This window comes from Methylophilus sp. QUAN (assembly GCF_015354445.1).
GTDB lineage: Bacteria > Pseudomonadota > Gammaproteobacteria > Burkholderiales > Methylophilaceae > Methylophilus.
The window spans coordinates 671,081-698,051 of the sequence record NZ_JADKYT010000002.1 but is presented as its reverse complement, the minus strand read 5'-3'; the positions used below and the strand labels follow the sequence as shown (position 1 = coordinate 698,051).

The window sequence follows — 26,971 nt, the reverse complement described above, 5'->3', positions numbered from 1 at the left end:
ATTGTGTGCGTGATAAACTTGCGGCCATGAGCACGCATGCAGTATTGGAGTGGCGGGATGGCCTGCCCTACTCCACACAATTCGATGATGTTTATTTCTCAGTCAACCCGGATCATCCACAGCATGGGCTGGCTGAAACACGTCATGTCTTTCTGCAACACAACCAGTTACAGGCCAGATGGCAGCAATTGCCGACCGACCGCCCCAGCCATTTTGTGATTGTTGAAACCGGCTTTGGCAGTGGCCTTAACTTTTTGGCGGCCCTGCAACTGTGGCAGGAAACCGCACCGGCGAATGCCCATCTGCATTTTGTCAGTATTGAAATTGCGCCATTTACCTTGCAAGACCTGCAGATGGCGCATGCACATTTCCCAGAGCTCGCTGCCATGAGCCAGGCTTTATGCCAGCAATATCATTTGTTGCAACCAGGCATTAATCAGCTGGAGCTACCTGCATTTTCTGCCAGTTTGACCTTGCATATCGGCGATAGTCAGCAGATATTACCGCAGCTACAACTGCAGGCTGATGCCTGGTTTCTGGATGGATTTGCCCCGGCGAAAAACCCTCAAATGTGGCAGCCTTATTTATTTGAATGTATGGCCAGATGCGCCCATGCCGGGACCACATTTGCCACGTTTACCAGTGCGGGACTGGTCAAGCGTGGTTTGCAAGCGGTTGGCTTTCAGGTTGAAAAAACACGCGGATTTGGCAAAAAACGTGAAATGTTATGCGGCGCATGGCCGTTATCCGAACAGTCCGCTGCAGCATTGCCTAAAGTGGCGATTATTGGGGCCGGTATTGCTGGATCTAGTACCGCCTGGCAGTTAGCCGGTTTAGGCTGCGAGGTGCATGTGTTTGAACGTGCCGCGCAGATTGCCAATGGCGCCTCTGGCAATCCCCGAGGCATGCTCTACCCCAGGCTGAATGCCGAAAAACCGCAAAATGATCAATTGGCATGGCGCAGCTATAGTTTTAGTGTGCGGCATTATGCCAGCCTTAATTTGGGTGAAGAGGCTTTTCAAGTCTGTGGTTTGTTACAGCTGGGGAGTAACCCGCGCGAGCATAAGCGGGTACAAAAAGTGGCCAGCCGCTATGCAGCATTAGGCTTGTTGCAACAACTCGATGCGGCTCAGGCCAGCGTGCAGGCTGGGGTTAGTCTGACGCATGATTGCCTGTACTTTGCTGCGGGTGCCTGGGTGAATCCAGCCACAGCCTGTGCGCGAATGATGGACCATGCCAATATTACGCTGCATCTGCAGCAGGATATTCGTCAATTGTCTCTACAAAAACAAGGTTGGCAGCTGAGTCATCAGGCTGGCGCAATCAATGATTACTTTGATGCTGTGATTGTCTGCAATGCGGCAGACGCGGCCAAGCTATTGCCTGGTAGTGGCATGTGGCTGAATCCGGTGCGCGGCCAGATGGGCATGATTGCCGGGCAGCCATCTATGCAGGCCCTCAAGGTCGTGTTATGTGGCGATGGTTATTTGACGCCCTTGTTTAAAGGTCAACATGCGATGGGGGCTACTTTTGCCCCGGGTGATTGTAGCACCGAGGTGCGCGAGCAGGATAACTTGAGTAACCTCGACATGGTGGGCAAGTTAAGTCCGCATTTTGATCATGTCAGCGCCGCAGACGTGACTTATGCGCGCGCATCGTCCAGGTGCGGTTCACCGGACTATTTGCCTTATGTCGGGCCTGTGCTGCCGACAGCAACGTTGAATGCACAAGAGGCGCCTATTAGCGATTTTGCAGCATTACCTGCGCCGCAAGGTTTATATGTGCATGTCGCGCATGGCAGCAAAGGCCTGATGACAGCGCCTTATTGTGGCGCCATGCTGGCCAGGCGCTTGCTAAGCGATTTTGGCACCCAGTTGCCGCAACTGACAGAAGACAGTTTTTGGGCGGGTTTGCATCCGCAGCGTCATTTATTCAAGCAACTGGGTTGGAAATCATTGCTCAATCCATTCAATGATCAGGCATCAGCATGAATGACAGCATTCAGCAGTTAAAGCAGCAATTGGCGCGCACGCCACAAGATCCTGAGCTGTATTATGAACTGGGGCGACACTACCTGGTACTTAAGCAAGCTGAGGATGCAGAACAGGCATTTCTTCAGGCGCTACGTTGGGCGCCGGATCATCCGCAAATATTGATGCAACTTGGCAACGTCGCCAGTTTGCGCGGGAATGAGGCTGCCGCTGCGCAATATTTCAGGCAATCGTTGGCACAAGATGTGCAACAGGCCGATGTACATTTCAACCTGGCGAATAGCCTGCGCAAGCTGGGTGACAATGCCCTGGCGATTCAACATTACAAGCATGCCCTGGCTCTGGCACCTGACGATGCCGAGTGTCACAACAACCTGGGCAATGCTTACCGTGAACAAGGCCAGCTGGATTTAGCCGTAGCGGCGTATGCACAGGCGATCAAGCTGGATCCTCACCTGCTACATGCCAAAGTGCACTGGATTCATCAAAAACAACATATGGCAGACTGGCAAGGGCTGGATACTGCCATTGCCGAGGTGCGTGCTGCATTAACGCACAATCCCCAGGCGCAGATTCCGCCGTTTGCGTTTTTGGCGATGCCGGGTACCACGGCGACAGAGCAACTGGCATGCGCAAGCAATTGGGCACAGTTGCATTATGGCCATATCCAGCCCCTGGCAGCTTCGCCACAGGCTAGCCAAACAGTCAATCAGCAGCGCATCAAAGTCGCCTACCTGTCTTCTGATTTCCGCCGTCACCCACTGGCTTATTTAGTCACGGATGTGATTGCTGCGCATGATTCACACCAGTTTGAAGTATTTTTATATAGCAACAGCAAAGACGACCACTCAGATGAGCGTCTCGCCTTGTTTGCCGCAGCCAATCACTGGGTAGATATCACCAGCATGGCAGATGCTGCAGTCGCTTCACATATGCAGCGCATAGGGATAGATGTCCTGGTTGATTTAACGGGCTATACGCAAAATAGCCGTAGCGGCGTCGCCGCCTACCGCCCTGCCCGCGCCCACATTAATTGGCTGGGCTATCCCGGCAGTATGGGCCTGGTAAATGGCAGGCCATTATTTGATGCCATTATTGTAGATAACACCTTGAACGCCGTGGAGTTGGCCGAGCAGCCCGTGGTATTGCCATGCTATCAGGCAAACAATGCACAACGCCCCATGGCTGAGGCTGGTACACGCGAACAGCATGGCTTACCTGCACAGGGTTTCGTGTTTTGTTGCTTGAACCAGAGTTTTAAAATCACACCGGATGTGTTTACTGGCTGGATGCGTATTCTGCAGCAAGTGCCAGATAGTGTTTTGTGGCTATTACAATGTAACCAGTGGGCCACACGGCATCTGCAACAGCAGGCGCAAGCCGCTGGCATTACTGCCGATCGATTGGTGTTTGCGCCACGCACCAACATTGCGCAGCATATTGCCAGGCAGCAACATGCCGACCTGATGCTGGATACTGCGCCTTATAACGCGCATACCACCGCCAGTGATGCTTTATGGCAAGGGATTCCCCTGCTCACGCTGGCTGGCGACACGTTCCCGGCCAGGGTCAGTGCCAGTTTGCTCAAGCATATCGGGCTGGATGAATGCATTTGTGCCGACTGGGCGACGCTTGAACAGCGCGCTATCACTTTGGCGCATGATGCAAGCGCACTGGCATTGCTCAAGTCTAAAGTGAAAAGCCAGGCTGGTGTGCTGTTTGAGCCGCACACATTCTGCCTGCAACTGGAGCAGGCTTATCGGCAATTGCTGTCTCGCGCTTAGTCAGACTCGCCGACACTGACAGATAATATGCCTGCGGCAATAATGCAACAGCCGCCTATCATTTCCATCGCTGACATTGTTTCGTGCGCCAGGAAATAGGCTGCAACCGCTGCAACAATCAACTCAGTCATAAACAAGACGGATGCCTGAATCGCCGGAATTTTAGTCACGCCATATTGCACTAGCAAGGTCGCTGAAACCAGCAATAAGGCAATCACCAATAGCGTGATTGCCACTTGTGAAGTGAAGAGTGATGCCGTCATAAATGCAAGGCCAGCGATGCCAGATTGCCAGAATAATACCAATAGGGATAAGCCAAAGACGCCCAGCCACACCAGCATGCCTTTAGCTGCAATCGTCAAATGTGTGGAAAAGCGGGTCATGACATTGGTTAAAGAAAAACCTATTCCGGCAGAGAGCGCCAGCCAGTCCGAGGTGGATTGCGGCCAGGGCCACATCCATTGCCCGTTGGTTAGCATTAAAACGGCGCCTAATAACGATAATGCAATGGCCAGTAGTTGCGGTTTATGCCAGGGCTCATGCAGCCAAACTCTCGCCAGTAACAAGGTCCACAGTGGCGACAAGTAAAATAGCAGCATCACCCGCATGACTTCACCGTCAATAATCGCCAGCACATAGGCCAGGTTGGTCCAGCCTGCAATCAGGCTCAACCAATAGGCAGAGGCCGGGACTTGCAGGATGCATGTGAATCGCCGCCAAAACAGCATGCCACCTATCAGCAACGCCAGGCTATAGCTCAACAAGCTGGATTGCACGCCAGACAGACCAATATCGTTGAGCAGGCGGTAGGGATACCAGATAACACCCCAGCACAACGCACCATAGATCAATGCCGCTGAGGCTGTATATTTTTGCCCGGAAGCTTTTTGTTTATGTGACAGGCTCACTTATAATACACACCTATGAATCCAAATTTAAACCTACTCCAACCTTATCCTTTTCAGCGCCTGCGTGATCTGTTTCAGGGCCTGACGCCTAATCCGGCGTTTAGCCCTGTCAATCTGTCGATTGGTGAGCCTAAACACGCCACACCGAGTATCATTAGTGGCGCACTCGCCAGCAACCTGGGGGGATTGGCCAGTTATCCTACCACAATCGGGATCCCTGCCCTGCGTGAAGCGATTAATCAGTGGTTGCAACGTCGCTATAGCATACCGGCACTCAATATCGATAAAGCGATTCTGCCGGTGAATGGCAGTCGAGAAGCATTGTTTGCATTTGCGCAAGCGGTGGTCGATACCAGTGTTACCCAGCAACCAGTCGTGATTTCTCCTAATCCGTTTTACCAGATTTATGAAGGTGCCGCCTTTTTGGCTGGTGCGCAACCCTACTTTATCAACACCACGCCAGACAACGACTTTGTCATGGACCTGACACAAGTGCCGGTGGATATCCTCAAGCGTACACAACTAGTGTTTGTATGCAGCCCGGGTAACCCATCCGGCAAGGTCATGGATATCCAGGCTTGGAAAACCCTGTTTGAACTGTCTGACCAATATGGGTTTGTCATTGCGTCGGATGAGTGTTATTCAGAAATCTATTTTGATGAAAATAACCCACCTGTAGGTGCCTTGCAGGCTGCGCATCAGCTTGGGCGCGACTTTAGCCGTGTCGTCATGTTCAGCTCGCTGTCCAAGCGATCAAACGTACCAGGCATGCGCTCGGGCTTTGTAGCGGGCGATGCTGATATTGTTGAAAAGTTTGCCTTGTATCGTACCTACCATGGCTGCGCCATGAACCCGGCCGTGCAGGCAGCCAGTGTCGTCGCCTGGAATGATGAGACGCATGTGATTCATAATCGTGCTTTATACAGTGAAAAATTCAGCGCTGTGACGCCCTTGTTGCAACACGTCTGGCCACACACGCAATTGCCGGATGCAGCATTTTATTTGTGGATTAACACACAACAAGACGACACCGTTGTTGCCAGGCAGTTATACCAGGAGTTGAATATTACGGTATTGCCAGGCTCTTTCCTGGCGCGTGAAGCGCATGGCCTAAACCCCGGCAAGGGTTTTATTCGTATGGCGCTAGTGGCGTCGACAGAAGGAACCATCGCTGCCGCTCAAAGAATCAAAGACTACTTATAGTAAGGCATGTGTTAAAAACAAAAAAGCCGGTTGCAAATGCAAACCGGCTTTTTTGTTGCAAGCAAAAATTAAGCAAATTTTCTGCGAGCGATCAAACCAATGATACCCAAACCAACCAGCATCAATGCATTGCTTTCTGGTTCTGGTACTGGCACGGTTTCATACGCAGTGAAAGTCAGTTTGTTTTTCAAAGTCACATTCAATGCACCAGGATTGAACTTGAATACATAGTCATCGCCGGCTGCCAGATTGGCAAAAGTGAAGGTCGTTGTTGCACCAAATGTTAGTAATGGAATGTTGTATGAAGAAATAAAGTGATTTGAGGAGTCATACAGGCTAAATGTTGAACCAATGCCAATACCCAAAAGCGCTTTGAAGTCCACAGTCACCGTGGAGTCAGAGCTCAAATCAAACTTGTATAGATCTGGCAACCACAAACCGTCAATTTGCAACAAGGATTGATCAACCACCGGGCCAGCATTCAAGTCGCCCAAGTCAGTCACGTTTGTCGTCGCAAACGCCTGATGTGAGAAGCTGATGGCAGAAATTAAGGCCATAGATCCCAATACATTAGATACTTTCATATCCTCTCCTCTAAATTAAAAAACAAAAAACCTTTTAATTTAAGCAGAATGTGATTTACGCGCAGACACCAGGCTAATCATGCCCAGGCCCGCCAGCATGATCAAGGCCAAGTCTGGCTCAGGTACTGGAGTGCTCACATTGGTGCTTAAGAAATATTGTCCACCGCTAAATCCGTCAGCAGTGCCAGAAACCCTTAACTGGTAAGACTCACCTGCTGCTAAGAGATATGGCCCAGTCAGCAATGTATTGGAGGAGTCATAGAGACCATAGGTTAAGGTTCCATCCACGATGTTGTATGCAGGCTCTTCCAGCTCTGTCGTTTTGAAAGTAAATGGAAGAGAGAATGTTAAGGAGGGGTCAATAAATAAGTCATAAATATCCGTGAAGTTAAACGCACCGATGACGCCTGCATCACGATTTACAGAGACGAGTAAAGGGGTGTCACCATAGCTTAAAGTGACGTTGGTGGCATTCGCATTGCCAGTGAACGCAACAACAGATGCGGTCACAATTGATACATTTTTTAGCCATTGCATAAACATGCTACTTCTCCTCGGAAAGTGAATTGTGGTCATCTTATTATGTCGAGAGCTACTTTTATATAGCCCAAATTGACCAATCACTTTATGATTGTTAATAAGCAAAAAATAGACCAGGTTCTTTGTTTTTTTATAACCCATTGATTTGTATTTAATTTTCAATGGGTGGCAGGTGCTTGAAATTTTAGAATATGTTTGAATTGCACCACCATTTTGAAAGGTGTTGCGTGTAATGCACCATTTCAATGCACTTATTGTACCGGGACTTTACAAAACATAGCAAAAGAATTTGTCAGAAATATGACAGTAGGGACTATATTTCTGACGTGATTCTTTTATTTTAAATGCGATAGTAAGTGATTAGAGGCAAGCCAGCTGTTTCAGAATCACATCAACAAGTTGATTTGACGATATTGCGGAGTTAGTTTCGACATAACACCTGAGTTCTGGCGCGTTACCTGATGGACGTAAATGAACGATGTTGCCTGACTGACAGGTCACTCTAAGGCCATCCGTGGCGTCAACACTGGAAACCGTTTCATCCAGATTCAGCGCTTGCAACATTTGTTGTGCTGAACTGGACCAGTTTTCAAGCAAGGCCTTACTTTTTTCTGTTGCAAAATTTTGCAGGCGATCACTAGCCGTATACCGTTGCGGCAATGAGGCTACCAACGCAGAAAGCGGTTGGTTTTGGCGTTTTGATTGTGCCAGCAGACAGACCACAGGCAATACTGCATCACGGGTTGGCAGTGGTGCCAATGTTGGGTAGGCCGGCACGGTTGAGCCTAACAAGAAGCCACCGTTAGCTTCAAAACCGGCCACGCTGCTGGCGCCGTTTTCTTGCAACGTTTCCATGCCAGCAATTACATAAGGCGAACCTATGCGTGTGCGTGTGACTTGCTTAAATGCGCCACTGGTCTCGATGGCCGTGTTACAACTGACAGGCACCGCCAGATGCGTGATATTGAGTGCGTGTGCTGTCAGCAACCCCACAATATCACCACGTAACCACTGCCCTTTTTCATCGCTCATTAAAGGGCGGTCACCATCGCCATCGGTTGAAATAATTGCGTCTACAGAATATTCCTTGGCCCAATCCAATCCCTTCTGCATATCCTCTGCAGAAACTGCCTCGGTATCAATCGGGACAAAGGTATCCGAGCGCGCCAGGCAAATGACTTCGGCACCTAATTCGCGCAGTAATTGTGGCATCAAATCACGGCCAACGCTGGAGTGTTGGTACACTGCCAGTGTTTGGCCTGCGAGGGTGCCCTCGCCCAGCAAGTCTTTATAGCGCTGGATATACGCATTTTTGGCTGTGAGATCTTCTGCCGGTAAAGCAGATGATACTCCGGCAAATGGCTGCAACTCACATGCCAGCATGGCGCTTTCGTCGGCCTTGCTGATTTCACCGTCAGGACGGTAGAACTTGAGGCCATTACGGTCAAATGGAATATGGCTGCCGGTCACCATGATGCCAGGTATATTGCGCGTTTGTGCAAACAAGGCAAGCGCCGGAGTGGGAATCGCCCCGCAAAAAACAACCTCCAGACCTAGCTGCTCAAGCATCGCGACACAAGCGGTGGCAATTCTTGGGCTGCTGGGACGCAAGTCAATGGCAATCGCCACCTGCTTAAAGTTAAAAGACTGCTTGAGTGTCTGGATAAACGCTTGCGTGTAAGCTGCACACACCTCGTCTGTCATGGCAGTCACCAATCCTCTGGCACCACTGGTGCCAAAGGCCACACCGCTTTGCTGCATCACTGCTTGTAACACATCAGTACCTTGCATCTTAGTTGCGGCCATAGGTATCTTCATAACGGACAATATCATCTTCGCCCAGATAGCTGCCAGATTGCACTTCAATCAAATGCAATGGTAATTTGCCTGGGTTTTCCAAGCGATGTGTGGAGCCAATCGGGATGTAGGTCGATTCATTTTCGGTAAACAGCTTGGTCTGACCATCGACGGTAATCATGGCTGACCCGCTCACGACCACCCAGTGCTCGGCGCGATGATGGTGCATTTGCAGCGACAGTTTCTCACCAGGTTTGACCATAATCCGCTTCACCTGGAAGCGCTCACCGACATCAATGCCCTCATACCAGCCCCATGGGCGATAAACGCGTGGATGCACCTGATGCTCGGTCCGACCACTGGCCTTGAGATGATCGACAATGTTTTTTACATCCTGTGCACAGTCCCGATGCGCCACCAGCACTGCATCACCGGTTTCTACAATCAGTAAATCTTCCACGCCGACGGCAGCGACAAATCTATGCTCGGCGCGTATCAATGTGTTTTTGACGTTTTTCAGAAACACATCGCCACGTGCAGCATTGCCCGCCTCGTCATTTGGCTGCACGTCTTTTAATGCTGTCCAAGAGCCAACATCATTCCAGCCCATGCTTGCCGGGACAACCGCTGCCAGTTTGGTTTTTTCCATGACCGCGTAGTCAATCGAATCTGAAGGTGACTCAGCAAATGAGGCTTCGTGCAGGCGCACAAAATCCAGGTCTTTGTAACTTTGTTCAACCGCTTTGGACACAGCGCTCACCATGGCAGGCGCATATTGTTGCAACTCGCCCAGGAAGACCGCCGGTTTAAACAAAAACATCCCGCTATTCCAGTTAAAGTTACCGGCATCCAGGTATTGCTGTGCTGTGGCTGCATCAGGTTTCTCTACAAAACGCGCCACTTCAAAGCAACCCTCGGCATCACCAAGTGTGTTGCCCGATTGAATATAACCATAACCCGTTTCAGGGTGCGTTGGTTTAATGCCAAACGTCACCAGCCTGCCCTGCTCTGCGGCCACACTGGCGCGACGTACGGCAGCTTCAAAGGCCGCTACATCGGTAATCACATGATCTGCTGGTAATACCAGCATCAAGACCTCTTTATCCTTGAGGGCAATGGCCGCTGCTGCGATGGCAGGTGCCGTATTGCGCGCGACAGGCTCCAGCACAATGGCTTCTGGATTGAGGCCAACCAAACGCAACTGCTCTGCGACGAGAAAGCGATGATCATTGCCACATACCACAATTGGCGACTCCACATCGGCCCAACTGGAAAGCCTCAGCAGCGTTTCTTGCAGCATGGTATTTTCAGTGACCAAGGGCAACAGCTGCTTAGGCAATACTGCACGTGATAAAGGCCATAAACGAGTGCCGGAACCACCAGAAAGAATCACTGGAACAATTTTCATCTGTATCAACCTTATGCCTGTATTTTGAATTCGTTAATTTAACTGCTTGCGTTCCCACTGCCATGCGTGCGCAACGATGGTTTCCAGATCAGTAAAGCGGGGCTGCCATGCCAGTATATTTCTTGCACGTTTGGCATCGGCCACCAGCCTGGCTGGATCCCCTTCACGCCTTGGGCCGTTAATCACCGTGACCGGTTTGCCTGATACTTTTTGTACGGCATCAATGACTTCCTGTACAGAAAATCCGGAGCCATTACCAAGGTTGAAGCGATCGCTACCGCCGCCTTTATTCAAGTATTCCAGTGCTGCCAAATGTGCAGAACACAGGTCTACAATATGAATATAGTCGCGAATGCAGGTGCCATCAGGTGTGTCGTAATCACGACCAAAGACCTGAATACTATCGCGTCGACCAGAGGCCGCCTGCAGGATCAATGGAATCAAATGCGTTTCTGGATCGTGGCGTTCACCCAGTTGACCTTCAGGGTCAGCGCCTGCTGCATTAAAGTAACGCAAGCAGACTGAGCGTAAATCGAACGCTTTGTCATAGTCGGCCAGCACTTGTTCAATCATCCACTTTGAGCGTCCATAAGGATTCAATGGGCGGTTAGGATGGGCTTCATCAATCGGCACGTAATCAGGCTCACCAAATACCGCTGCGGTGGATGAAAAAATGAATTTCCTCACATCAAACTGCAACATGGCATCCAGCAAATTCAGCGTATTGGTCACATTATTGCGGTAGTAGATGTCTGGCTTGCGCACAGATTCTCCAACCTGAATATAAGAGGCAAAATGCATGACCGATTCTGGCTGATGCTGCTTAAATACTTGACTCAGGCATGCTGGATCTGCCAAATCACCTTCCACAAAGGTGCCACCTAGCACCGCATCACGGTGACCGCTAGACAGATTATCCAGTGTGATCACCTCGTGGCCGGCACCCAGCAACATTTTGACCATATGTGAGCCAATATAACCTGCTCCGCCTACGACTAACACTCGCATTTATTCGGCTTTCATTTAAAACTATTGATAGGCATCAAGATTATTTTCTAGGCGCCATCCACTCCCTAAAGAAGAGTTTGGGGAAAATAATTGCATCGACTAAATATCTTTTTACCAGGCGTTTCGGCTCTGAACACATTCTATGTAGCCACTCCAGGCCAAACTTGCGCATCCACATCGGAGCCCTGGGTTTGTTGCCTGCCAGAAAATCAATGGTGGCACCAACACACAACGCGACTTTGACAGGCAGCTTATGTGCATATTTATCCACCCAGATTTCTTGCTTGGGCGCCCCCAGGCCGATGACCAGTAAATCTGCTTTGGCATTTGCCACGGATTGGCAAATCCGCTCGCAATAATCACTGTCTTTCTCAAAACCAAAGTCCGGACTCAATATACCAACCACTTCAACCACTGGCCATTGTGATTTGATATTCGCGGCAGCTACTTCACCTACACCAGGCATGGCGCCAAGTAAGTATATTCTGAGTGGCAAATTGTTTTGTTGAAAACGGGTAAATATATTCGGCACCAAGTCACTGCCAGGCACGGTTTCCGGTAATGGTTTACCCAGCAGTTTTGACGCCAGCACAACTGGTTTTCCATCTGCGACAACCATAGCGGCATGGGCATAAGCCTGTTTGAATGCTGAATTTTTCTCCAACTGCACAACATGGTCTACATTGGGTGTAACAACATATTTACAGTCGTTGCCTCCGAATTGCAGCCATTCCTGTAGCACATCGACTGTCTCTTTCATCGAAAACTTGTGGATGGTAATACCAAACATTTCTATTTTATTAATCATATCTTTAACTTAAGTTGATGTTACCTATGGGGCGAAGGCAAAAGTTACTCATCACGTTTTGAACGGACCCATTCTGATTGCCGATGAAAAATAAATTTCGCATAAATAGGCAGCTTCATCAGGATGTAATACGGGATACTTAGTAATTGCCCCAAGCTAATTGCTTTGCGACCATAGGCAAGCCAGAAAAGCATAATAGATATGACAAATATAGCAAACACTGCTACAGCGTTGACCAATAGTGATGCAAAGGCGTTCGAAATAAGCGTGAGCGCCAAACCGCCCATCAACAAAGACATTAGCATGATGGCCATTAAAGACAATGGAGGGACGATTAAGTCTATGCCCATTGCGAATAAATTGAGGTTTTTATGCGTAATGCCTTTCCGTAGTACGCTAGGAACATCCTTAATAATAATCCCTAAATGACCATGCTCCCAGCGCGTGCGCTGGGTTTTTATCCCTTCTTCATTTACAGGGAAGTCACTATAAACAAGTGCTGCTGGGCAAAAAACTGGGGCAAATCCAATGTCTGCAAAATCCAGCCCCATTTTCATATCCTCGACAATGTGTCCGCTCGCAAAGTTAACCTTGGAGATGAGGCTCCATGAAAAAGCCATCCCCGAGCCTGTCAATTGGCACGGCAACCTCAATTGCATAAAACCCAAAGGCCGGACAAAGTTTTTAAGCAGCCATGCAAACTCTGCTATTTTAGTTTTTATGGATGACTGAGCAGATGATCTCATTAAATAGCAGGCTTGCACTGGGCGAGCCTCATGTTTTGCCGTGTTGATCAGTGCAGTGATGGCATTAGACTCCAGCACACAATCTGCATCAACGATCACCACATAATCAGGTGCTGCCTCTTTAGCTAAATGACGCACACCAAAGTCTAGCGCATAACCTTTACCACGTAGGCTCTGATCAAATCGCTCAACCGCTGTGGCGCCTGCTGCACGGGCTATGTGGGCCGTGTCATCTTCGCAGTTGTCCGCAACTACTAATACCTCTACTTTTGTTGACTGCGCTTTTAGAGACGCTAGTGTTGGGAGAATGTTACTGGATTCATTATGTGCGGGAATTAGAACTGTCACGCGATCAGTAATAGCATCATTTACATTCACTCTTGCTTTACGAGAGGCAAAGGCAGCGAAAAAAACTTGAATAAATAAAACTAAGGTCGGGATAGCAAAAACAATAATTAAAAGGCTATAAATAATCTGGATGAATAGCATTAAAGTCCTAATTCACATACGTTATTAATTAGGCTAGGAGGTTACTGGCCCAACAAGCCTTATTAAAACTTTTAAATAACGAAAAATCAACCTCAAGGACTACTGCTTACAATAATAAAAGTAGGTAGTCATGTAAGAATACAATAAAAACAATCTCTGAGGACTGACTTTACATATCTCTGCGCCCCATAGCTGTCACTAAACACAGCCAATCTAATCAACGATGGTATCTTTTTTGCTTTAAACATTCCAGCTCGATATTGAGCCTGAAAAAGTAAGCATTTTAAGTCTAGGCACTCTCAAAATTACCCAGATTGGTCACTTTTTTTAAAATCCATATCCACACTGTGACAAATTCTGACTGTTTTTTGAAGGTTTGCGATGGGATGTGAATCTAAATCGGGTAAAAAAATTAACCGGGTCTTTTGGCTATCTCAATAGTCTTTCTGCTTAAACAAAACAACGGCCGCAAGGCTTGAATGATGCAGGTGAGTTAGAAGTGGTATTGGAAAGTGTTTCAGCTCTTGACAGCATATATACGCGACACCTGCGTATTTTGCTGGCCAGAAATATCAGTGCAATCAACATTGTAAAGCGTACGAAATAGGTCTTAGATTGGTCTATCGATCTGCTCCCTAAAGTTACTGCGTCAACTTTACAACTTGCTGATCATTTAAATCATAACCTTTCCTTGCAGGAGTAAGTGATGAAAGCATCTACTAAAGTGTCTTTTATTATCCAGAGTTGCCTCGCCACAGGCTTTTTATTATCCAGTTTTCACGCCAATAGTGAAGTTGCTCCGAATTTTCCAGGGTCTCGAGCACAGTCCACTAATAGTGCATCGAACCAAGTGGGCCTTTCGCAATACTACGAAAAACCATTTACAAGTAGCTCTTTATGGAACAGCAGACCCATCTCACCGACTTTTTCAAATTTCGTGATTCCCACTGCAAAATATAACCCTTTAATCGAATCTGTCGGTTATTCTTCAGGCTGTTTTTTTGCAGATGATAAAAGTGGGCCGATGGCAGTAAAACCTACTCCAGGCATTAAAGGCTTGAAAGATGCCGATTCAGAAACGTACCTGCCGCAGATCGTGATACCACATTGGCCAGATAACGTCGAGCCGGCAGCTGGTGGCGATGGCCATGCAGATATTTACGATGTGTCGAGCGGAGTAATTCATTCTTTCTGGCAACTTAAAAAGTTAAACGGTGTTTGGACTGCAAACCTATATTCATGGTCACCAATCAATGGTTCTGGCTGGGGAGATCCAGCGCATTATTACCAAGGTGCCAGGGCTGTGGGTATCGGTGCTTGCGCAGGGATTATTCGTAAAAGCGAGTTTTTAAGTAACGCCACAATTTATCCGCATGCGCTTGCCATGTCACTGTTTCAAACAGGCTTAGCCCCTGGATATGTGTTCCCTGCAACCTCGGCAGACTCCCATAGTGCGATTAATACTGGTCAGATTCCCGAAGGGGCATTATTAATGCTACCAGCAGACTTTGACGTTTCTAAGGTTAAGACGCCAGAGTTAATCAAGATTGTGAATACCTTGAAAGTGTTTGGTGCTTATGTTGTTGATGCAAACTATGAGACACCCTTTGTGATATACGCTGAAATAGGCTCAGGGCTTAATTTGCATAAAAATGGCTATAACATGAAAGCGGTCAATGAGTTGCAGTTGATTCGTCAGTCTTTGCGCATGGTCACATCGGCTAAATATTGGATAAATGCAAATGGCAGCCCATTTATCCCAGACAAAAATTTGAATATTTTATCTATGCGTGGCCCATGGGGGCTAAACAAGGGTAACGGCTGGTACAAAGACCACCCGAGTATCGGACAATTTGATACTTGGAAACAGGCGGTGGTTTTCGGCCCGACCACAGCACCAATTGTACAGTCCAACCCTACCAACCGTTTTATCAGCCAAGTGACATGGGCTAAACCCAACGCCAGTGAAAAATTCAAGCTGACAGCGATTACAACGGGTGGCGCCAAGCTAAGGTTGATTATTTATGATAAAGAGCGGAAAACAAGAGTAGACACCTATGACCTTTCTAATGGTCAAACGGTCACATTTGATTGGCCAGCTGGTGATTTGTACTTTAACTTGTTAGCCACAAGTGGCGTTGGTCAAGGTTCAAGTGTAAGAGGTAATTTAATGCGCGTAAAATAATAACCAGTACTGCCCCACGGCCTAATCATCAGTATGGCTTATTGATGATGTCAGTACAGCATGGGGCAGGTCACTACACGTAGTATGTTAAATAGCTATAGCTACTTTTGTTTGATTAATTCAGCCTTGATACTAGAGCTATCGCCAACGCCACTGGAAACTATCAATGTGATTGAAAAGTTATCAGTGGGCCAGGTAAAAGTCTCAAACTCTTCGTTTTTGAGTTCTTTCGATTGAAAGACAACTTTTTTTTGCGTTTTATCAACTATCTTAAACGCTAGGGTTGCACCTCCTTTAGAAAAGGCAGATAGCTTGAACGATTCCCCGGTAATTGGCTTTGCCCAGTTAATAATTTGCATGGATCTACCAGAGTAGTTTTCCTGAACAGTCACCTGTGTTGTTTTACCAAAAACAACTTCCTGTTTCAAAGTATCAAACTCGCCAGCTTTATTGCCTTGTCTTAATGTCCATGGCCCTCGCATTGAAAGTAAATTTAAATTTCTATCTGGCATGAAACTATTACCGTTTCCATCCACCCAGCCATCTGTTGATACTACTTGCCGTAAATTGGATCGAATAATGTGAAGCTCGTTGGCAAGCTGCCCATCCCATAGTAAATTTGACCTCTTTAGCTTAAGTTCTTTTGAACCATTTTCTACATAAATAACAAATGGAGTACCGGTATTGCGATCTACAACATAAGCCCCGTATGTTTTTAAAGTTTGAGCAATTTTTATTATGGTTGGATTTTTTAATTGAGTCATATTGAAGTTAGATGGAAGCATTAAAAGAGCTCCCTCAGGAATTTGACCACTATTCGTTGTCGCAGCGTTTGTATCTGCCGATGTCGCAGGAAAAACATAGCTAGGATTAGAGGCTAAAGCATTATGAGCAAGCGAAAGTGCTAAAGCATGCTCAAAAATTGGTTTCCCATCGTCAAACTCATGCTGTCGTATAATGCCTGCTGATGTTGGAACTCCAGCGGCCCTTGCACCTTGAAAATAGTGACCAGGCTCGGCCCACCCACTGCCACCTAAAGGAGACCATGCGTATTGAGTTGCATACCATTTGTTGTCGATTAGTTTTAATTGCCAGAATGAATGAACAATGCCAAGCCCCTCATCAATAATATCAGCATGACCATCACCACTTTGAGATGGCAGAACGTCTTTGGGCCAGTGCAATATTTTAATATTGGGCTTGAATACTTCAGAGTCAGGATCCCAAAGCCCCCTTTTTTCCGGGTAGCCATTTACAGTGACTTCAGTATCGCTATTGGTCGCCAAAAAAACACCAGTAGAATATTTACCTTGCTGAACAGCAGGATAATAAATAGAGGTTGGAATTTCAAAATCTAACAACTTGGGATTGATGGGCTTTGAATTCCACAAAGAGTTCGCAGAGAAGGGTTTTAAATATGTGCCAAAACTTGAATCATTCAACTCCGCTGCATTCGCATAATTAATAAAAACAATGGATATTAAAAGAACTAAAACTATAGCTTTTAGATTAGATTGCTTTTTAATTACGTGATTCATAGTTAATCCTTCTTTGATTAAAGGTTAAGCCTTTAAACCAATAAATTGTCTAGATTTCCTTCTAAAAGGATTTTCAATCAAAATAAATGTCAAATATGCGCAGCATAAGGCCGTGGCTAAAAAGCCGATAGCTAAGAACATTCCCTCGATATTAGAAAACTGAGGCGTCAAAAGATTCTCAACTTTTATTTCTGGGCGTTTAAACACAAATCTCACCGCTTGAGAGTAGAACCAGAGCACTGCTGAATGAGACATGTATAAGGAAAAAGATAACTTACCTAACCAAACAAAAAGTGTGTTTGAAAGTATTGTTTGCTTCCCGGCTTCATTAGTTTTAAGTATGGAGATAATCAACAATGCTGTTAATAGAAACATTATGACATTCAATGAGTTTCTACTATCCGTAAAGTAAGCAAAAACAAAGATAGTGCCTAATAGCAAATAACTAAGGTAGTTGTAATTTAAGGCGGGGAGTGAGTAGCGCTCATACATACGTGCAACTAGGCAACCTAAGAAAAAGCCTGTGATGCAACGCATCATGAAGTCATACCCATTAAAATCTAAAACCAATAACAGAATAAAGCCTACTAAAAACAGTAAGCCAAAAAAGTAGAACTTTAATGTTTTGGCAAAAAGTGTAATGAATGCAAAAATAAGATAGGTGTAAAACTCGGCGCTGATAGACCATGCTGGGCCATTAAAAACGATTGCTTGTTGGTTTGGCCAAAAAGCCTGTATTAATAATAACTCTTTTAAAAATGCGAATCCGTTATTCTCTGAAAATGGCTGCTTGTTAAGGCTGGGCATATTAAACTTGACTTGAAGAACGTACTTCAAACACTCAATGCCTAGGTAAACTAATAAAAATGTTAAATGTACAGGATACAAACGCCCAAATCGAAGAAACTGAAACTTTGCAAGCTCCATAAATGAGTTAACCCTTGAGCTGTATGCCTTACATATAACAAATCCGGATAAAACAAAAAACAAATCGACCATCAAGTAGGCATTCCTGAAAATAGGAAAAGAGTGAAGCTGCAATGACCAAGCCGGCACATGAGACATCACAACCATTAATGCGGCAAGTCCACGTATGCTTTCTAGTTCATCAATTTTTGATGGCTGCGTATTTCGATGTTTAGACATGTGTATTCCCGTTTTTTTGAAAGTCTATTTTAAGTAGTTTGCAATTTTCAAACTTAAAGCAACTATTGTTAACGTAGGGTTCGCATGGCCATTAGTCGTAAACACAGATGAACTCGCAATAAACAAGTTTTCAACCCCGTGAACTCGGCCATCGCTATTCACAATGCTATTGGAGTCAGAGGTACCCATTCTTGTAGATCCAATATGATGCCCACCTACAGGCAAAGCTGACGAGACGCCCTCTTCTAGCTTCTTGGCATCAAACTCTAATCGGCAGTGATCTGTTTTCTCTAATAGTTTTTTTAATAGCTGAAATGATCTAATACCCGAGTCTATATCTTGATCAGTCATTCGCCACTCTACTTTAATTCTGGGCATTCCAAAGCGGTCAACGGCATCAAGCAGGCTAATCTGATTGTGTTTATCTGGCACTTGCTCACTGTTAAACTCCAGTGGATAAGTGCCGTTTTTGTTATTAATAAGCGTATATGGCAGTTTACGCTTGGCAAGCTGGCGCTTTAGTATCCAGTCCATTCCAAATTTGGCAACAGAATGGGCATCGGTCACTACATTAGAAACATGTGCAAAATATTGCCTATTGCCAGCAATCTCTTGCCCACCATGATTCAAAATGGCTTGATACTCTTTGGCCAGCACAGACTTGGCAAGATAGATTGTCGACAACACACCACTGCCATGTGAGGGATCTGCATAAGCAGGGAAATGTAACCTAAACGTCGAGTTTAAAAGGTGGTGCTGATCCAGGAATGCTTCATTAAATTGCAACTTCCTGCGTGCATAAACACCATCCATTGTTTTTTCAAACTCAAAGTAAGGCTTGTTTTGATTGAAACGTAATGAACCAAAAATAAGATCATAATGACATGCGTAGTACTTACCGAGGCTGCTGTCAAATCGCTCCCACGCCGGTGTATGCTTGCGAGTTGCAAGCATCAATCTTGTAGACTCAATCCCGCCCCCAGCAATGACTACTTGGTTGACCTTCATATTCAAGCGTGATTCGCCATTATTAAGTTCAATTGATTCAACGCTATCCCCTGACTTATTCATATGCATTGAAGTGACGCGTGTCCCTTTCAATACGAGAATGTGTTTAGAGGATTTAAGTTCCGCCCCAAATTTTCTGGCGAAATCTGTGGGCAAGCTATATCGTTCGATGAGCTCTTTGATCTCACCATCCAGCTGTTTTAGATCTTCGAACATAGCGGCTTGATTGCGCAATGCATTCACAGTGAAATCATTTTCCCCTGCATCACAATAATCAAGAGCTTGTGAATAATAAGGAAACAACTCATCAGCCTTTAAAGGCCAACCGCTGTTAGGTACGTAGTCGCGCTGCTTAAGGTCGTAACTATCTAGCGGAACACAACGGCCACCCCATAAATGGGTGGTTCCGCCCAGTCGCTGATAGCGAAACTCAGTCGTGGTTGCATGAGGGCTTACCGCCTCGCCCGTATAAGCATCATTATTTTGAACCTCTTTCCAATCGCCGCCCTCAATCAATAATACTCGTTTACCCTGACGAGATAGTGCAATTGCCAACGTAATTCCTGCTGCCCCACCGCCAATAATGCAGACTGGATAAGACTCTAGCTCACTGAGTTGGCAGTCTTTCAATGCATTAATCATGAGCTGTACCATCCGTAAACAGTGTTTCCAGTTTTGTCAGCTCAATTTGTAAGTTAAAGTCTTGCTCAATTTTTTTACGGGCATTTTGACTGACTCTGGATCTAAATTCAGCGTCATTTATATATTTTTTAATTGCCGTACTTAAGCCATCAATATCTGAAGGCGACACGACCAAGCCAGAGTATTCTGGTGTGATGAGCTCAACAACGCCACCAACATACGTACCAATCACAGGCACACCGATTGCCATAGACTCCATTAAAGATACGGGAACGCCTTCTGCAAAACTTGGCAGAATGAAGAGATCACTATTGGTTAAAGCATTACGGATCGTTTGTTGATCTGCAAAGCCAGCAAAGGTGACATATACATTTAAACCGTGGCTAGATACCAGTTGCTCCAGCAGTTTACGGTCAGCACCATCACCATACAGGGTTAAGTGGAATTGCAAGCCTTGATTTTTTAGTTCAACCAAACTTTGCAATAAAATCGGCACGCCCTTCTCACCTGCCAGGCGCCCAACATATAGCATATTGACGGGCTTATCCTCACCAGGATTGGCTTTAGGCGCAAACACATATTCTGAAATATCTACGCCACAATGTACGATTTTTAACTTATGCCAATCAGCCTGATCAGAGAAAAGCATCACTTGGCTTTTGCAATAGTGGCTGATGCAAACAATAAAGGCCGAGTGTTTAACTTTTTCACGTAAAGCCCACTCTTGCGGCTCAAAGAAAATATGCGGGCCATGAATAGTAACGCTATATGGAATATCACTTAACTTTCCAGCAAGCATACTCACTGTGCCACTGCTATCGCCAAAGTGATTATGTAAATGAGAAATCTTATTAATAAGCAATGACTGTGCAAGCAATAAGGCTTCTTGAAAATAAAATAGCTGGAATAGCCAACCTTTCAAACCTGCACGCGATGTTCTTAATGCCAGATTGAGTGCATTAAAATACTTCCCAGGTTGAGTGAATAACCACCTGATATTTAATCCAATAAGCGCCAACGGATTTGCCGGCAAAAGATAGTGTGTATTTTCTCGCTCAGATTTAACCAGATTACTGACATTGTGATCTATGCCGGGTTTGCGTAATGCATAAGTCAAAACATCATGTCCTTGATGTCTTAAATGTAAAACCTCGCGCTGGATAAACGTATCAGTGGCTCGAGGATAAGCGCTGGTAAAATAAGCTATTCTCATATCAGCTTTTCTTAATTACTTGAATTTATTAGGCTTCCAACCTAGTAGGCTTTTGGCCACCTGATTGGAGTAAACGAAAGGTTTTAGTCGGGTTGCGAATGCTTGAGGCATAAATAAACTCGGCAAATGTTGCTCGAGCTGTAAGAGCTTAAATAAGCGATACGTCTGTTGCACAAACAAATTAAAAAAACGCCAATTAATAGAAAAATATTTTTGGGGTAAGAGATTATAGTCACGTAACCGTGCAATATAGTCGGATTGGCTAGGTAAATCATCCTCCACAAAGTTCACACAAAAGTAACTTGCTGACTTTAGAGGTTGATTAGCTGCTGCCAAAAGGCCTTCAATTAAGGAGTTAACTTCGACAACTGGAATCTGTCCACCATTTTTGATAATAATGGCACTGTTTTGTTTAACGATACCAGCGTAGGCATTATTTAGTTTTTCACTCTCATAAACCAACCCAGGCCTTGTTATTACTACGCTTGCCCAATAGTTTTTAGCGTAGCAAATAAAGGCTGCCTCTTGCATGGACTTTAGTGCGGCATATTTACCCATGCGTCTATATTGATTACATCGACGGATGTTTTCATCTACTAAACCACCAGCCTCTAAGCTCTCAAAATCAAGTACGGAAAGGCTACTCATCCCTAATAGTCGTGGTGTTTTTGCATCCTGCATAGCTTGTAGTAAGCGATTTGTTCCCAAAAGCAAGCGCTCAAATGACTCACTTGACTTTGGACTCATGGACACAGCAAGATGAATTACGCCATCAATTTTAAGTAAGGCCAAGTCTGGAATTTCATCAACTTCAATATCCAACTCTAGAAAACTAAAATTGGACAGTTGATTAAGATCACATAAAACCGAACGAGTGTCTAAACCCACTACTTCATGGCCAGATTCACATAGTTTTTTTGTAAGCTTTGATCCAATAAACCCATTACAACCTGTAATTAAAAACTTCATTTGTTTTTTAAAGGATATCCATTAATTAATCTAGATACATATGGCACTTTATCTAACATATACACAATTACTAACAATACAAAAATATCTACCAAGCCAGTAATGATGGGATTAAAAGCAAGTCTGCTAGTGTATCCATGCACTAGGTAATTAAAGCCAACAAACGGTAAAGTACGATACCCAATAAATGTGAATAGTTTATTGTCGCCGATGCGGTGTGCGATAGCCATTGCAACCCACGCACCTATTAATGCTAGTAAGAAATGAGCAACAATTTCGTATCCAAACTCTCCGTAATAAGCTCTAGCCATCACAATTGTTGACTCATTTAAGAGTGGAGTTATTACGATTAAGAGGCTTGCTATAATGAATACGGACATTGCTTTACTCTCTACCGGAGCTATGGTGGTTATATTTCCTTTTAAATAAACAGCAATCAGTCTTCCAATATATAGCCATGGTATAAATTGAACAGATAGAAATATTCCATTCAAATAATATGGGATAACGGCTTGTTTAAAATTGATATAAAAAATGATGATTGCAATAAACACAAGCCCAGCAATAAGCTTGTTAAGCTTTACAATAAAATAAAAAAATGCCTCCGCAAAAAACAGAGCATATAAGTACCATAACGGCGAACAATTAAAATTAAATTGAACCGAAGAGTTACCTGATATGGTTCCTACAAGCTTGAACATAAACTCTTGAATGAGCTCGTGATTCCTAATTACTTTTACTAGAAATGGCAGAGCACATATTCCTCCCATTATGATGGCTGGAATTACAAGTCTTCGCACTCTTTGAGTAATAAAAGTAAAGTATGGAGTTGATAGGTTTTTGGAGCTAAATAGCATGCCACTCAAAAGAGCGAGGGCTGGCATATGAAAGTTATAAATGAACTGGAATATATAGCTACCTTCAGTGACTGCGTGCCCAATTACCATAAGCGCAATCAGCATGCCTTTGTAGGTATCTATAAAGTACAATCTATCTACTTTAGCCATTTTTAACGTCTTCAGCGTTTATTTTCAAGACTTTTGCAGGAATGCCTGCAACCGTAGCATTATCAGGAACATCACTAAGCACAACTGACATGGCGGCAATATTTACGTTATTGCCTATTTTAACGCCACCTAGTATCTGTGCATAAGCACCAAAATTTACATTATCTCCAACAATAGGGAGTGGCCCATTGTCATGCCTGTTACCTACTGTAACACCTTGTCTAAGTGTGCAGTTTTTTCCAATTACCGCACCCGAGTTAATAAATATATTGCCAAAATGCCATATTCTTAATCCAGCGCCGATTTCTGCCTCAAGCGGAAGACTAACGCCAGTCGTTGTTTCTGTAAGTCTAAATGCAAGCCAGTAGAATGGAGTCAATACTCTTCTTAATATAATTGATTCAGAGCGACGAACTTTCCTTCCCCAGCGATAAACAGCCAGGGCCCATATCGACTGTTCTTTTAAAAAGGGTTTAGAAGGATACCTTTTTAAATCTTCAATAAAGTCTCTATCTATCAATTTTTGTCCAATATATGAGCTTTAAGCTGTTGATTTTCGCAGGTTCACATATGAAAGAGTGAGGCCTACAACAAACCAGAGATACCAGTCGAAATTTAAATAGTCCAACATGTTGTCTGAATAACATTCAAATAAATACTCTACGAGAATAACAATGACTGTAAATATTAATAGTTTTTCATATTGATAAAGACCAATAAGAGCTTTCAGCTTTGAGTAAATAATGTATAAAAATGCGAGTAGCCCTAAAAACCCTAATTCAAAAATTAATAAAACATAAACACTATGTGCATTGATCCCTATTTTTTGCTTATTAAAAGCGTTCCCCATGCCGAATTGCGTTGAGTGATCTAGAAAACTATGAAGCCCATAGCCAGTTAAGTAATGTGTTTTAGACATCCAAGTTAAAGCGTCAAGCCAATACTTCTTTCTCCAAGCATACGAATTTAAACGCTCATAACCTGTGGATCCAAAATCATTACCACTTTGCAGGTCCACCATACGCTCTTGGACCTCCGGAATTAGTAGAGCAACGAATGGAGCCGTTAAAACTATAAAAAGATATTTTCGTTCGTAAAGCACGGCATATGAGAAGAAGAACAAATAACATGCAGCCCATGCCGCTCTTGTCTTTGTCATTATGAGCAAGCCAAGAAGAATAATTATGTACAAAGGAATTAGAGTTCTAATTTTAGGGCTAAGATATTCTGGTTTTGTCTTGAACAGGTAAAAACAAATACTAATAATCAAAACAAAATAAAATGACAGCGAGTTTGGATGATTAAATGTACTTTGTAAGCGAAAGCCCTCAATAATATTGAATCTTAATCCACTAGTGCCAAATATGATGGAGTAAATACCCCAAAGTACAGGAATTATTGATGAGTAAACAACAATGCTTATCCATTTGCCAAAGTCAGCCTTATTTCTAACTGAAGATAGCCCTAAATAAAACATAGAAGCATATGACAGTAGAATCAGAAATACTTTTGAGCTAGCTAATAATGAAGGGGCGTAGAAAATCGAGATAAACGATATAGCTAGAAACATTGACCAAGCAAGCAATATTTTTCTCGACTTCAAATCTAAATTAACTGGTTTCTCCAGTACAGTTAATATCGCAATTAATATTATTAATGCGTTAAGTACAGCGCCGAGCCCAAAACTACCAAACTTGATTGCGTCAAATGCAGAGTCTAATGAGGCTCGACTTAAAACAACAACCAAGAAAAATAGCTGTCTGTTTAGCATAAAAAACATGCAAAGACTGAAAGCCAATGGCAAACTTACTAGGTATACATACTTTTCACCAACAAGATTGACTAAAACAAGAGATACTAAGCCGAAAAAAAAGGCAGAAAGTATCGCTAGCAAAAAGAGTATATATTTATTCTTATTTCTCATTAGAGTCTGTGTCACAGTTGTAACCTTTAAACATGCTTAGCATTAACTATATTTTCTTCTAAAATAGCCTCTTAACGGCATTTCAAAATAGAAATAAGATACACAAGCAACTATTGAAGTAATAGCTATTGATACTAGAATATTTATCCAAGATGGGCTAATAAATGTGTCAACAATCTTAAAAATCGGCAAGTGCCAAAGGTATAAGCTATAAGATAATAAACCTAATGTAACCATTATCTTGCTTGACAGCACATCATTTACAATTGGGATCACACGAGAGTCAATAGAGCAAACAATTAGTGCTCCGCTAATACCGATTACTGTCGAGTTAAGCACATTGGGCAAGGGTACCTGCTTAAATGCATATAGCGCCATCAATAAAATACCAATCAATAGGTGACCAATTTTAGGTTTCCAGCCATCGTGAAGCAAAAACATTACAAAGCAGCCATACATAATTGCGTCTAATCGCTCTATTGTTCCCAAATAAAACACTATTTTATTGATACCGATCTGGTCTAAGAAAAATCGCCAAACTAGTACGAATAAAGAAGCACTTAATGACCCTATTAACAACCCTTTCAGCTTAAATCTTGAGAAAAGATAGCCCATTAATAGAGGCCAGATAATGTAAAAATGCTCTTCAACAGCCAGCGACCAAGTATGACCAAAACCTGATAAATGATGTCCGTAATAAATTGCAGCAAAATTAGTTGTATACGTTAGCGCAAAAATACCATTAAAGGCATCTCTCTTCATGTGTAGCAATATAAATATCAAAGAACAAACGAAAACACTGAGGAAAAGACCTGGCATGAGGCGCCCCAAGCGTTTCATATAAAAACTAAGTAGATTAATCTGTCCGCTCTTATTAAGCTCGCTAAGCAATAGACCAGAGATTAAATAACCTGATAGCGCAAAAAATAAACCAACACCAATTGGTCCCAAGGGATAGGATTTGAATTTATTTGTATGCTCTAAAAAGACTAATATAATGGCAACCGCCCTAAGACCGTCAAGCCATGGTCGGTATGCTAAGAGTTGATTGGGTGATGTAAAAGAGTTCATGTAGATTAAAAATTATAGATTTGTAATATTCCACATACGGTTCGTTTTTCGTTTAAAACTACCATCGAGTTGATTTTATGGACTTGCATAATTTCCTCAGCAACAGAAAACATTTCATCCTGATTAATCGTTTTAGGTGATGTTGTCATGAATTCTGCGGCTTTTAGCAGAATTGGGTTGTCGAAGTTGTTGAGCGCCCTGCGTAAGTCACCATCAGTAATGATCCCCTGCAATTGATCATTATCAATAATAATTGCCAAACCCAACCGGCCTTGATTCATTACAGAAACAACATCCCTAAAGCTGGCATCCGATCCGCAAATCGGTAAATCTTTGCTGCGCATGACTTCATGCACTTTTGTGAGTAGCTTCCTGCCCAAGCTGCCACCCGGGTGAAAGCGGGCAAAGTCTTCAGGCATAAATTGTTTCAGGGTCGACAAGGTGACGGCCAAGGCATCGCCCATGACGAGTGTCGCTGTCGTCGAGCTTGTGGGGGCCAGGTTGTTATTGCAAGCCTCTTTCGCAACCGCGATGTTTAAAACAGCATGTGCATTACGTGCCAGCGTAGATTGTGGATTCCCGGTGAGGGCAATCATTTTGTTTTTTTGCCAAGTTAAAAACGGGATGATTCTAATGAGCTCTTCGGTCTCGCCACTATTAGAAATTAATAATGTCACATCACCTGGCTGGATCATGCCCAAATCACCATGAAATGCTTCACCAGGGTGCACATAAAAAGAAGCCGTACCAGTGGAGGCCAGTGTCGCTGCAATTTTTTTGCCAATAATGCCCGACTTACCCATGCCGATAATAATGAATCGACCACTGCTTTCCAGCACCAATTGCACTGCTTTGGCAAACTCAGCATCCAGTTCGCTGGCGATCTGCTGCAAGCTTTCGATCTCTGTGTTAAAGACCGTTTGGGCAATTTCCAGAATATAGGACTCGCTGGCGGCTGTAGGTAATAATTTATTCATACTAACGATCGGCTTTTAAAGTTGA

General features: G+C 44.3%; 22 protein-coding genes. 4 read left to right on the top strand and 18 right to left on the bottom strand.

Annotated features, from left to right (window positions below; translation table 11 throughout):
- Positions 1-5: 5 nt before the first annotated feature.
- Positions 6-1,991, top strand: coding sequence for a bifunctional tRNA (5-methylaminomethyl-2-thiouridine)(34)-methyltransferase MnmD/FAD-dependent 5-carboxymethylaminomethyl-2-thiouridine(34) oxidoreductase MnmC (gene mnmC, locus INP79_RS11760; protein WP_370583263.1), 1,986 nt, complete (start codon positions 6-8; stop codon positions 1,989-1,991).
- The gene (locus tag INP79_RS11755; protein WP_194754425.1) at positions 1,988-3,775 is read left to right on the top strand and encodes a tetratricopeptide repeat protein; all 1,788 of its coding nucleotides are present in this window, start codon (positions 1,988-1,990) and stop codon (positions 3,773-3,775) included. The genes mnmC and INP79_RS11755 overlap by 4 nt, the downstream gene beginning before the upstream one ends.
- Here the strand turns inward: INP79_RS11755 and INP79_RS11750 are convergent.
- Positions 3,772-4,683 (bottom strand): DMT family transporter, encoded by a 912-nt coding sequence (locus INP79_RS11750; protein WP_194754424.1) that lies wholly within the window; start codon positions 4,681-4,683, stop codon positions 3,772-3,774. The two genes, INP79_RS11755 and INP79_RS11750, sit on opposite strands and share 4 nt — an antisense overlap.
- 15 nt (positions 4,684-4,698) lie before the next feature.
- Between INP79_RS11750 and dapC the strand changes: the two genes are divergently transcribed.
- The gene (gene dapC, locus INP79_RS11745) at positions 4,699-5,886 is read left to right on the top strand and encodes a succinyldiaminopimelate transaminase (protein ID WP_194754423.1); all 1,188 of its coding nucleotides are present in this window, start codon (positions 4,699-4,701) and stop codon (positions 5,884-5,886) included.
- Between the two features lie 68 nt (positions 5,887-5,954).
- Here dapC and INP79_RS11740 read toward each other — a convergent pair whose 3' ends face one another.
- The 7 genes from INP79_RS11740 to INP79_RS11710 form a co-directional block, all read right to left on the bottom strand.
- Complete coding sequence (locus INP79_RS11740; RefSeq protein ID WP_194754422.1) at positions 5,955-6,470, bottom strand: PEP-CTERM sorting domain-containing protein; 516 nt, start codon at positions 6,468-6,470, stop codon at positions 5,955-5,957.
- 39 nt (positions 6,471-6,509) lie between these two features.
- The gene (locus tag INP79_RS11735) at positions 6,510-7,013 is read right to left on the bottom strand and encodes a PEP-CTERM sorting domain-containing protein (protein WP_194754421.1); all 504 of its coding nucleotides are present in this window, start codon (positions 7,011-7,013) and stop codon (positions 6,510-6,512) included.
- 357 nt (positions 7,014-7,370) lie between these two features.
- Positions 7,371-8,816 carry a phosphomannomutase gene (locus INP79_RS11730; RefSeq protein WP_228519909.1) on the bottom strand — a complete coding sequence of 482 codons (1,446 nt, stop codon included), beginning with the start codon at positions 8,814-8,816 and terminating at the stop codon, positions 7,371-7,373.
- Positions 8,803-10,215, bottom strand: a complete 1,413-nt coding sequence (locus INP79_RS11725; RefSeq protein ID WP_194754420.1) for a mannose-1-phosphate guanylyltransferase/mannose-6-phosphate isomerase — start codon at positions 10,213-10,215, stop codon at positions 8,803-8,805. The genes INP79_RS11730 and INP79_RS11725 overlap by 14 nt, the downstream gene beginning before the upstream one ends.
- Before the next feature lie 33 nt (positions 10,216-10,248).
- Positions 10,249-11,223 carry a UDP-glucose 4-epimerase GalE gene (gene galE / locus INP79_RS11720; RefSeq protein ID WP_194754419.1) on the bottom strand — a complete coding sequence of 325 codons (975 nt, stop codon included), beginning with the start codon at positions 11,221-11,223 and terminating at the stop codon, positions 10,249-10,251.
- Between the two features lie 40 nt (positions 11,224-11,263).
- The gene (locus INP79_RS11715) at positions 11,264-12,031 is read right to left on the bottom strand and encodes a WecB/TagA/CpsF family glycosyltransferase (protein WP_194754418.1); all 768 of its coding nucleotides are present in this window, start codon (positions 12,029-12,031) and stop codon (positions 11,264-11,266) included.
- Positions 12,032-12,075: 44 nt separating this feature from the next.
- Complete coding sequence (locus INP79_RS11710; RefSeq protein ID WP_194754417.1) at positions 12,076-13,266, bottom strand: glycosyltransferase family 2 protein; 1,191 nt, start codon at positions 13,264-13,266, stop codon at positions 12,076-12,078.
- 706 nt (positions 13,267-13,972) lie between these two features.
- Between INP79_RS11710 and INP79_RS11705 the strand changes: the two genes are divergently transcribed.
- Positions 13,973-15,451: an Atrophin-1 multi-domain protein gene (locus tag INP79_RS11705; RefSeq protein ID WP_228519907.1), complete on the top strand. Its 1,479-nt coding sequence runs from the start codon at positions 13,973-13,975 to the stop codon at positions 15,449-15,451.
- Between the two features lie 101 nt (positions 15,452-15,552).
- On the opposite strand, the gene INP79_RS11700 is transcribed toward INP79_RS11705, so the two are convergent.
- From INP79_RS11700 to INP79_RS11655, 10 genes are read right to left on the bottom strand one after another with little or no spacing between them, the layout of a single operon-like run.
- Positions 15,553-16,989 (bottom strand): Atrophin-1 multi-domain protein, encoded by a 1,437-nt coding sequence (locus INP79_RS11700; protein ID WP_228519905.1) that lies wholly within the window; start codon positions 16,987-16,989, stop codon positions 15,553-15,555.
- A 24-nt stretch (positions 16,990-17,013) separates the two neighbouring features.
- Positions 17,014-18,135, bottom strand: coding sequence for an acyltransferase (locus INP79_RS11695; RefSeq protein ID WP_194754416.1), 1,122 nt, complete (start codon positions 18,133-18,135; stop codon positions 17,014-17,016).
- A 24-nt stretch (positions 18,136-18,159) separates the two neighbouring features.
- Positions 18,160-19,785 (bottom strand): FAD-dependent oxidoreductase, encoded by a 1,626-nt coding sequence (locus INP79_RS11690; protein ID WP_194754415.1) that lies wholly within the window; start codon positions 19,783-19,785, stop codon positions 18,160-18,162.
- Complete coding sequence (locus tag INP79_RS11685; protein ID WP_194754414.1) at positions 19,778-20,998, bottom strand: glycosyltransferase family 4 protein; 1,221 nt, start codon at positions 20,996-20,998, stop codon at positions 19,778-19,780. The genes INP79_RS11690 and INP79_RS11685 overlap by 8 nt, the downstream gene beginning before the upstream one ends.
- Positions 20,999-21,013: 15 nt before the next feature.
- A complete protein-coding gene (locus INP79_RS11680; RefSeq protein WP_194754413.1) occupies positions 21,014-21,967 on the bottom strand; it encodes an NAD(P)-dependent oxidoreductase in 954 nt (317 codons plus the stop codon).
- Positions 21,964-22,974 (bottom strand): acyltransferase family protein, encoded by a 1,011-nt coding sequence (locus INP79_RS11675; protein WP_194754412.1) that lies wholly within the window; start codon positions 22,972-22,974, stop codon positions 21,964-21,966. The genes INP79_RS11680 and INP79_RS11675 overlap by 4 nt, the downstream gene beginning before the upstream one ends.
- Positions 22,967-23,494 carry a serine O-acetyltransferase gene (locus tag INP79_RS11670; RefSeq protein ID WP_194754411.1) on the bottom strand — a complete coding sequence of 176 codons (528 nt, stop codon included), beginning with the start codon at positions 23,492-23,494 and terminating at the stop codon, positions 22,967-22,969. Before INP79_RS11670 ends, INP79_RS11675 begins: the two co-directional genes overlap by 8 nt.
- A 21-nt stretch (positions 23,495-23,515) precedes the next feature.
- A complete protein-coding gene (locus INP79_RS11665; protein ID WP_194754410.1) occupies positions 23,516-24,898 on the bottom strand; it encodes an O-antigen ligase family protein in 1,383 nt (460 codons plus the stop codon).
- A 42-nt stretch (positions 24,899-24,940) separates the two neighbouring features.
- On the bottom strand, positions 24,941-25,969 hold the full coding sequence (locus INP79_RS11660; protein ID WP_194754409.1) for an acyltransferase: 1,029 nt from the start codon (positions 25,967-25,969) through the stop codon (positions 24,941-24,943).
- Positions 25,970-25,974: 5 nt separating this feature from the next.
- Positions 25,975-26,946, bottom strand: coding sequence for an SIS domain-containing protein (locus tag INP79_RS11655; RefSeq protein WP_194754408.1), 972 nt, complete (start codon positions 26,944-26,946; stop codon positions 25,975-25,977).
- Positions 26,947-26,971: the final 25 nt, after the last annotated feature.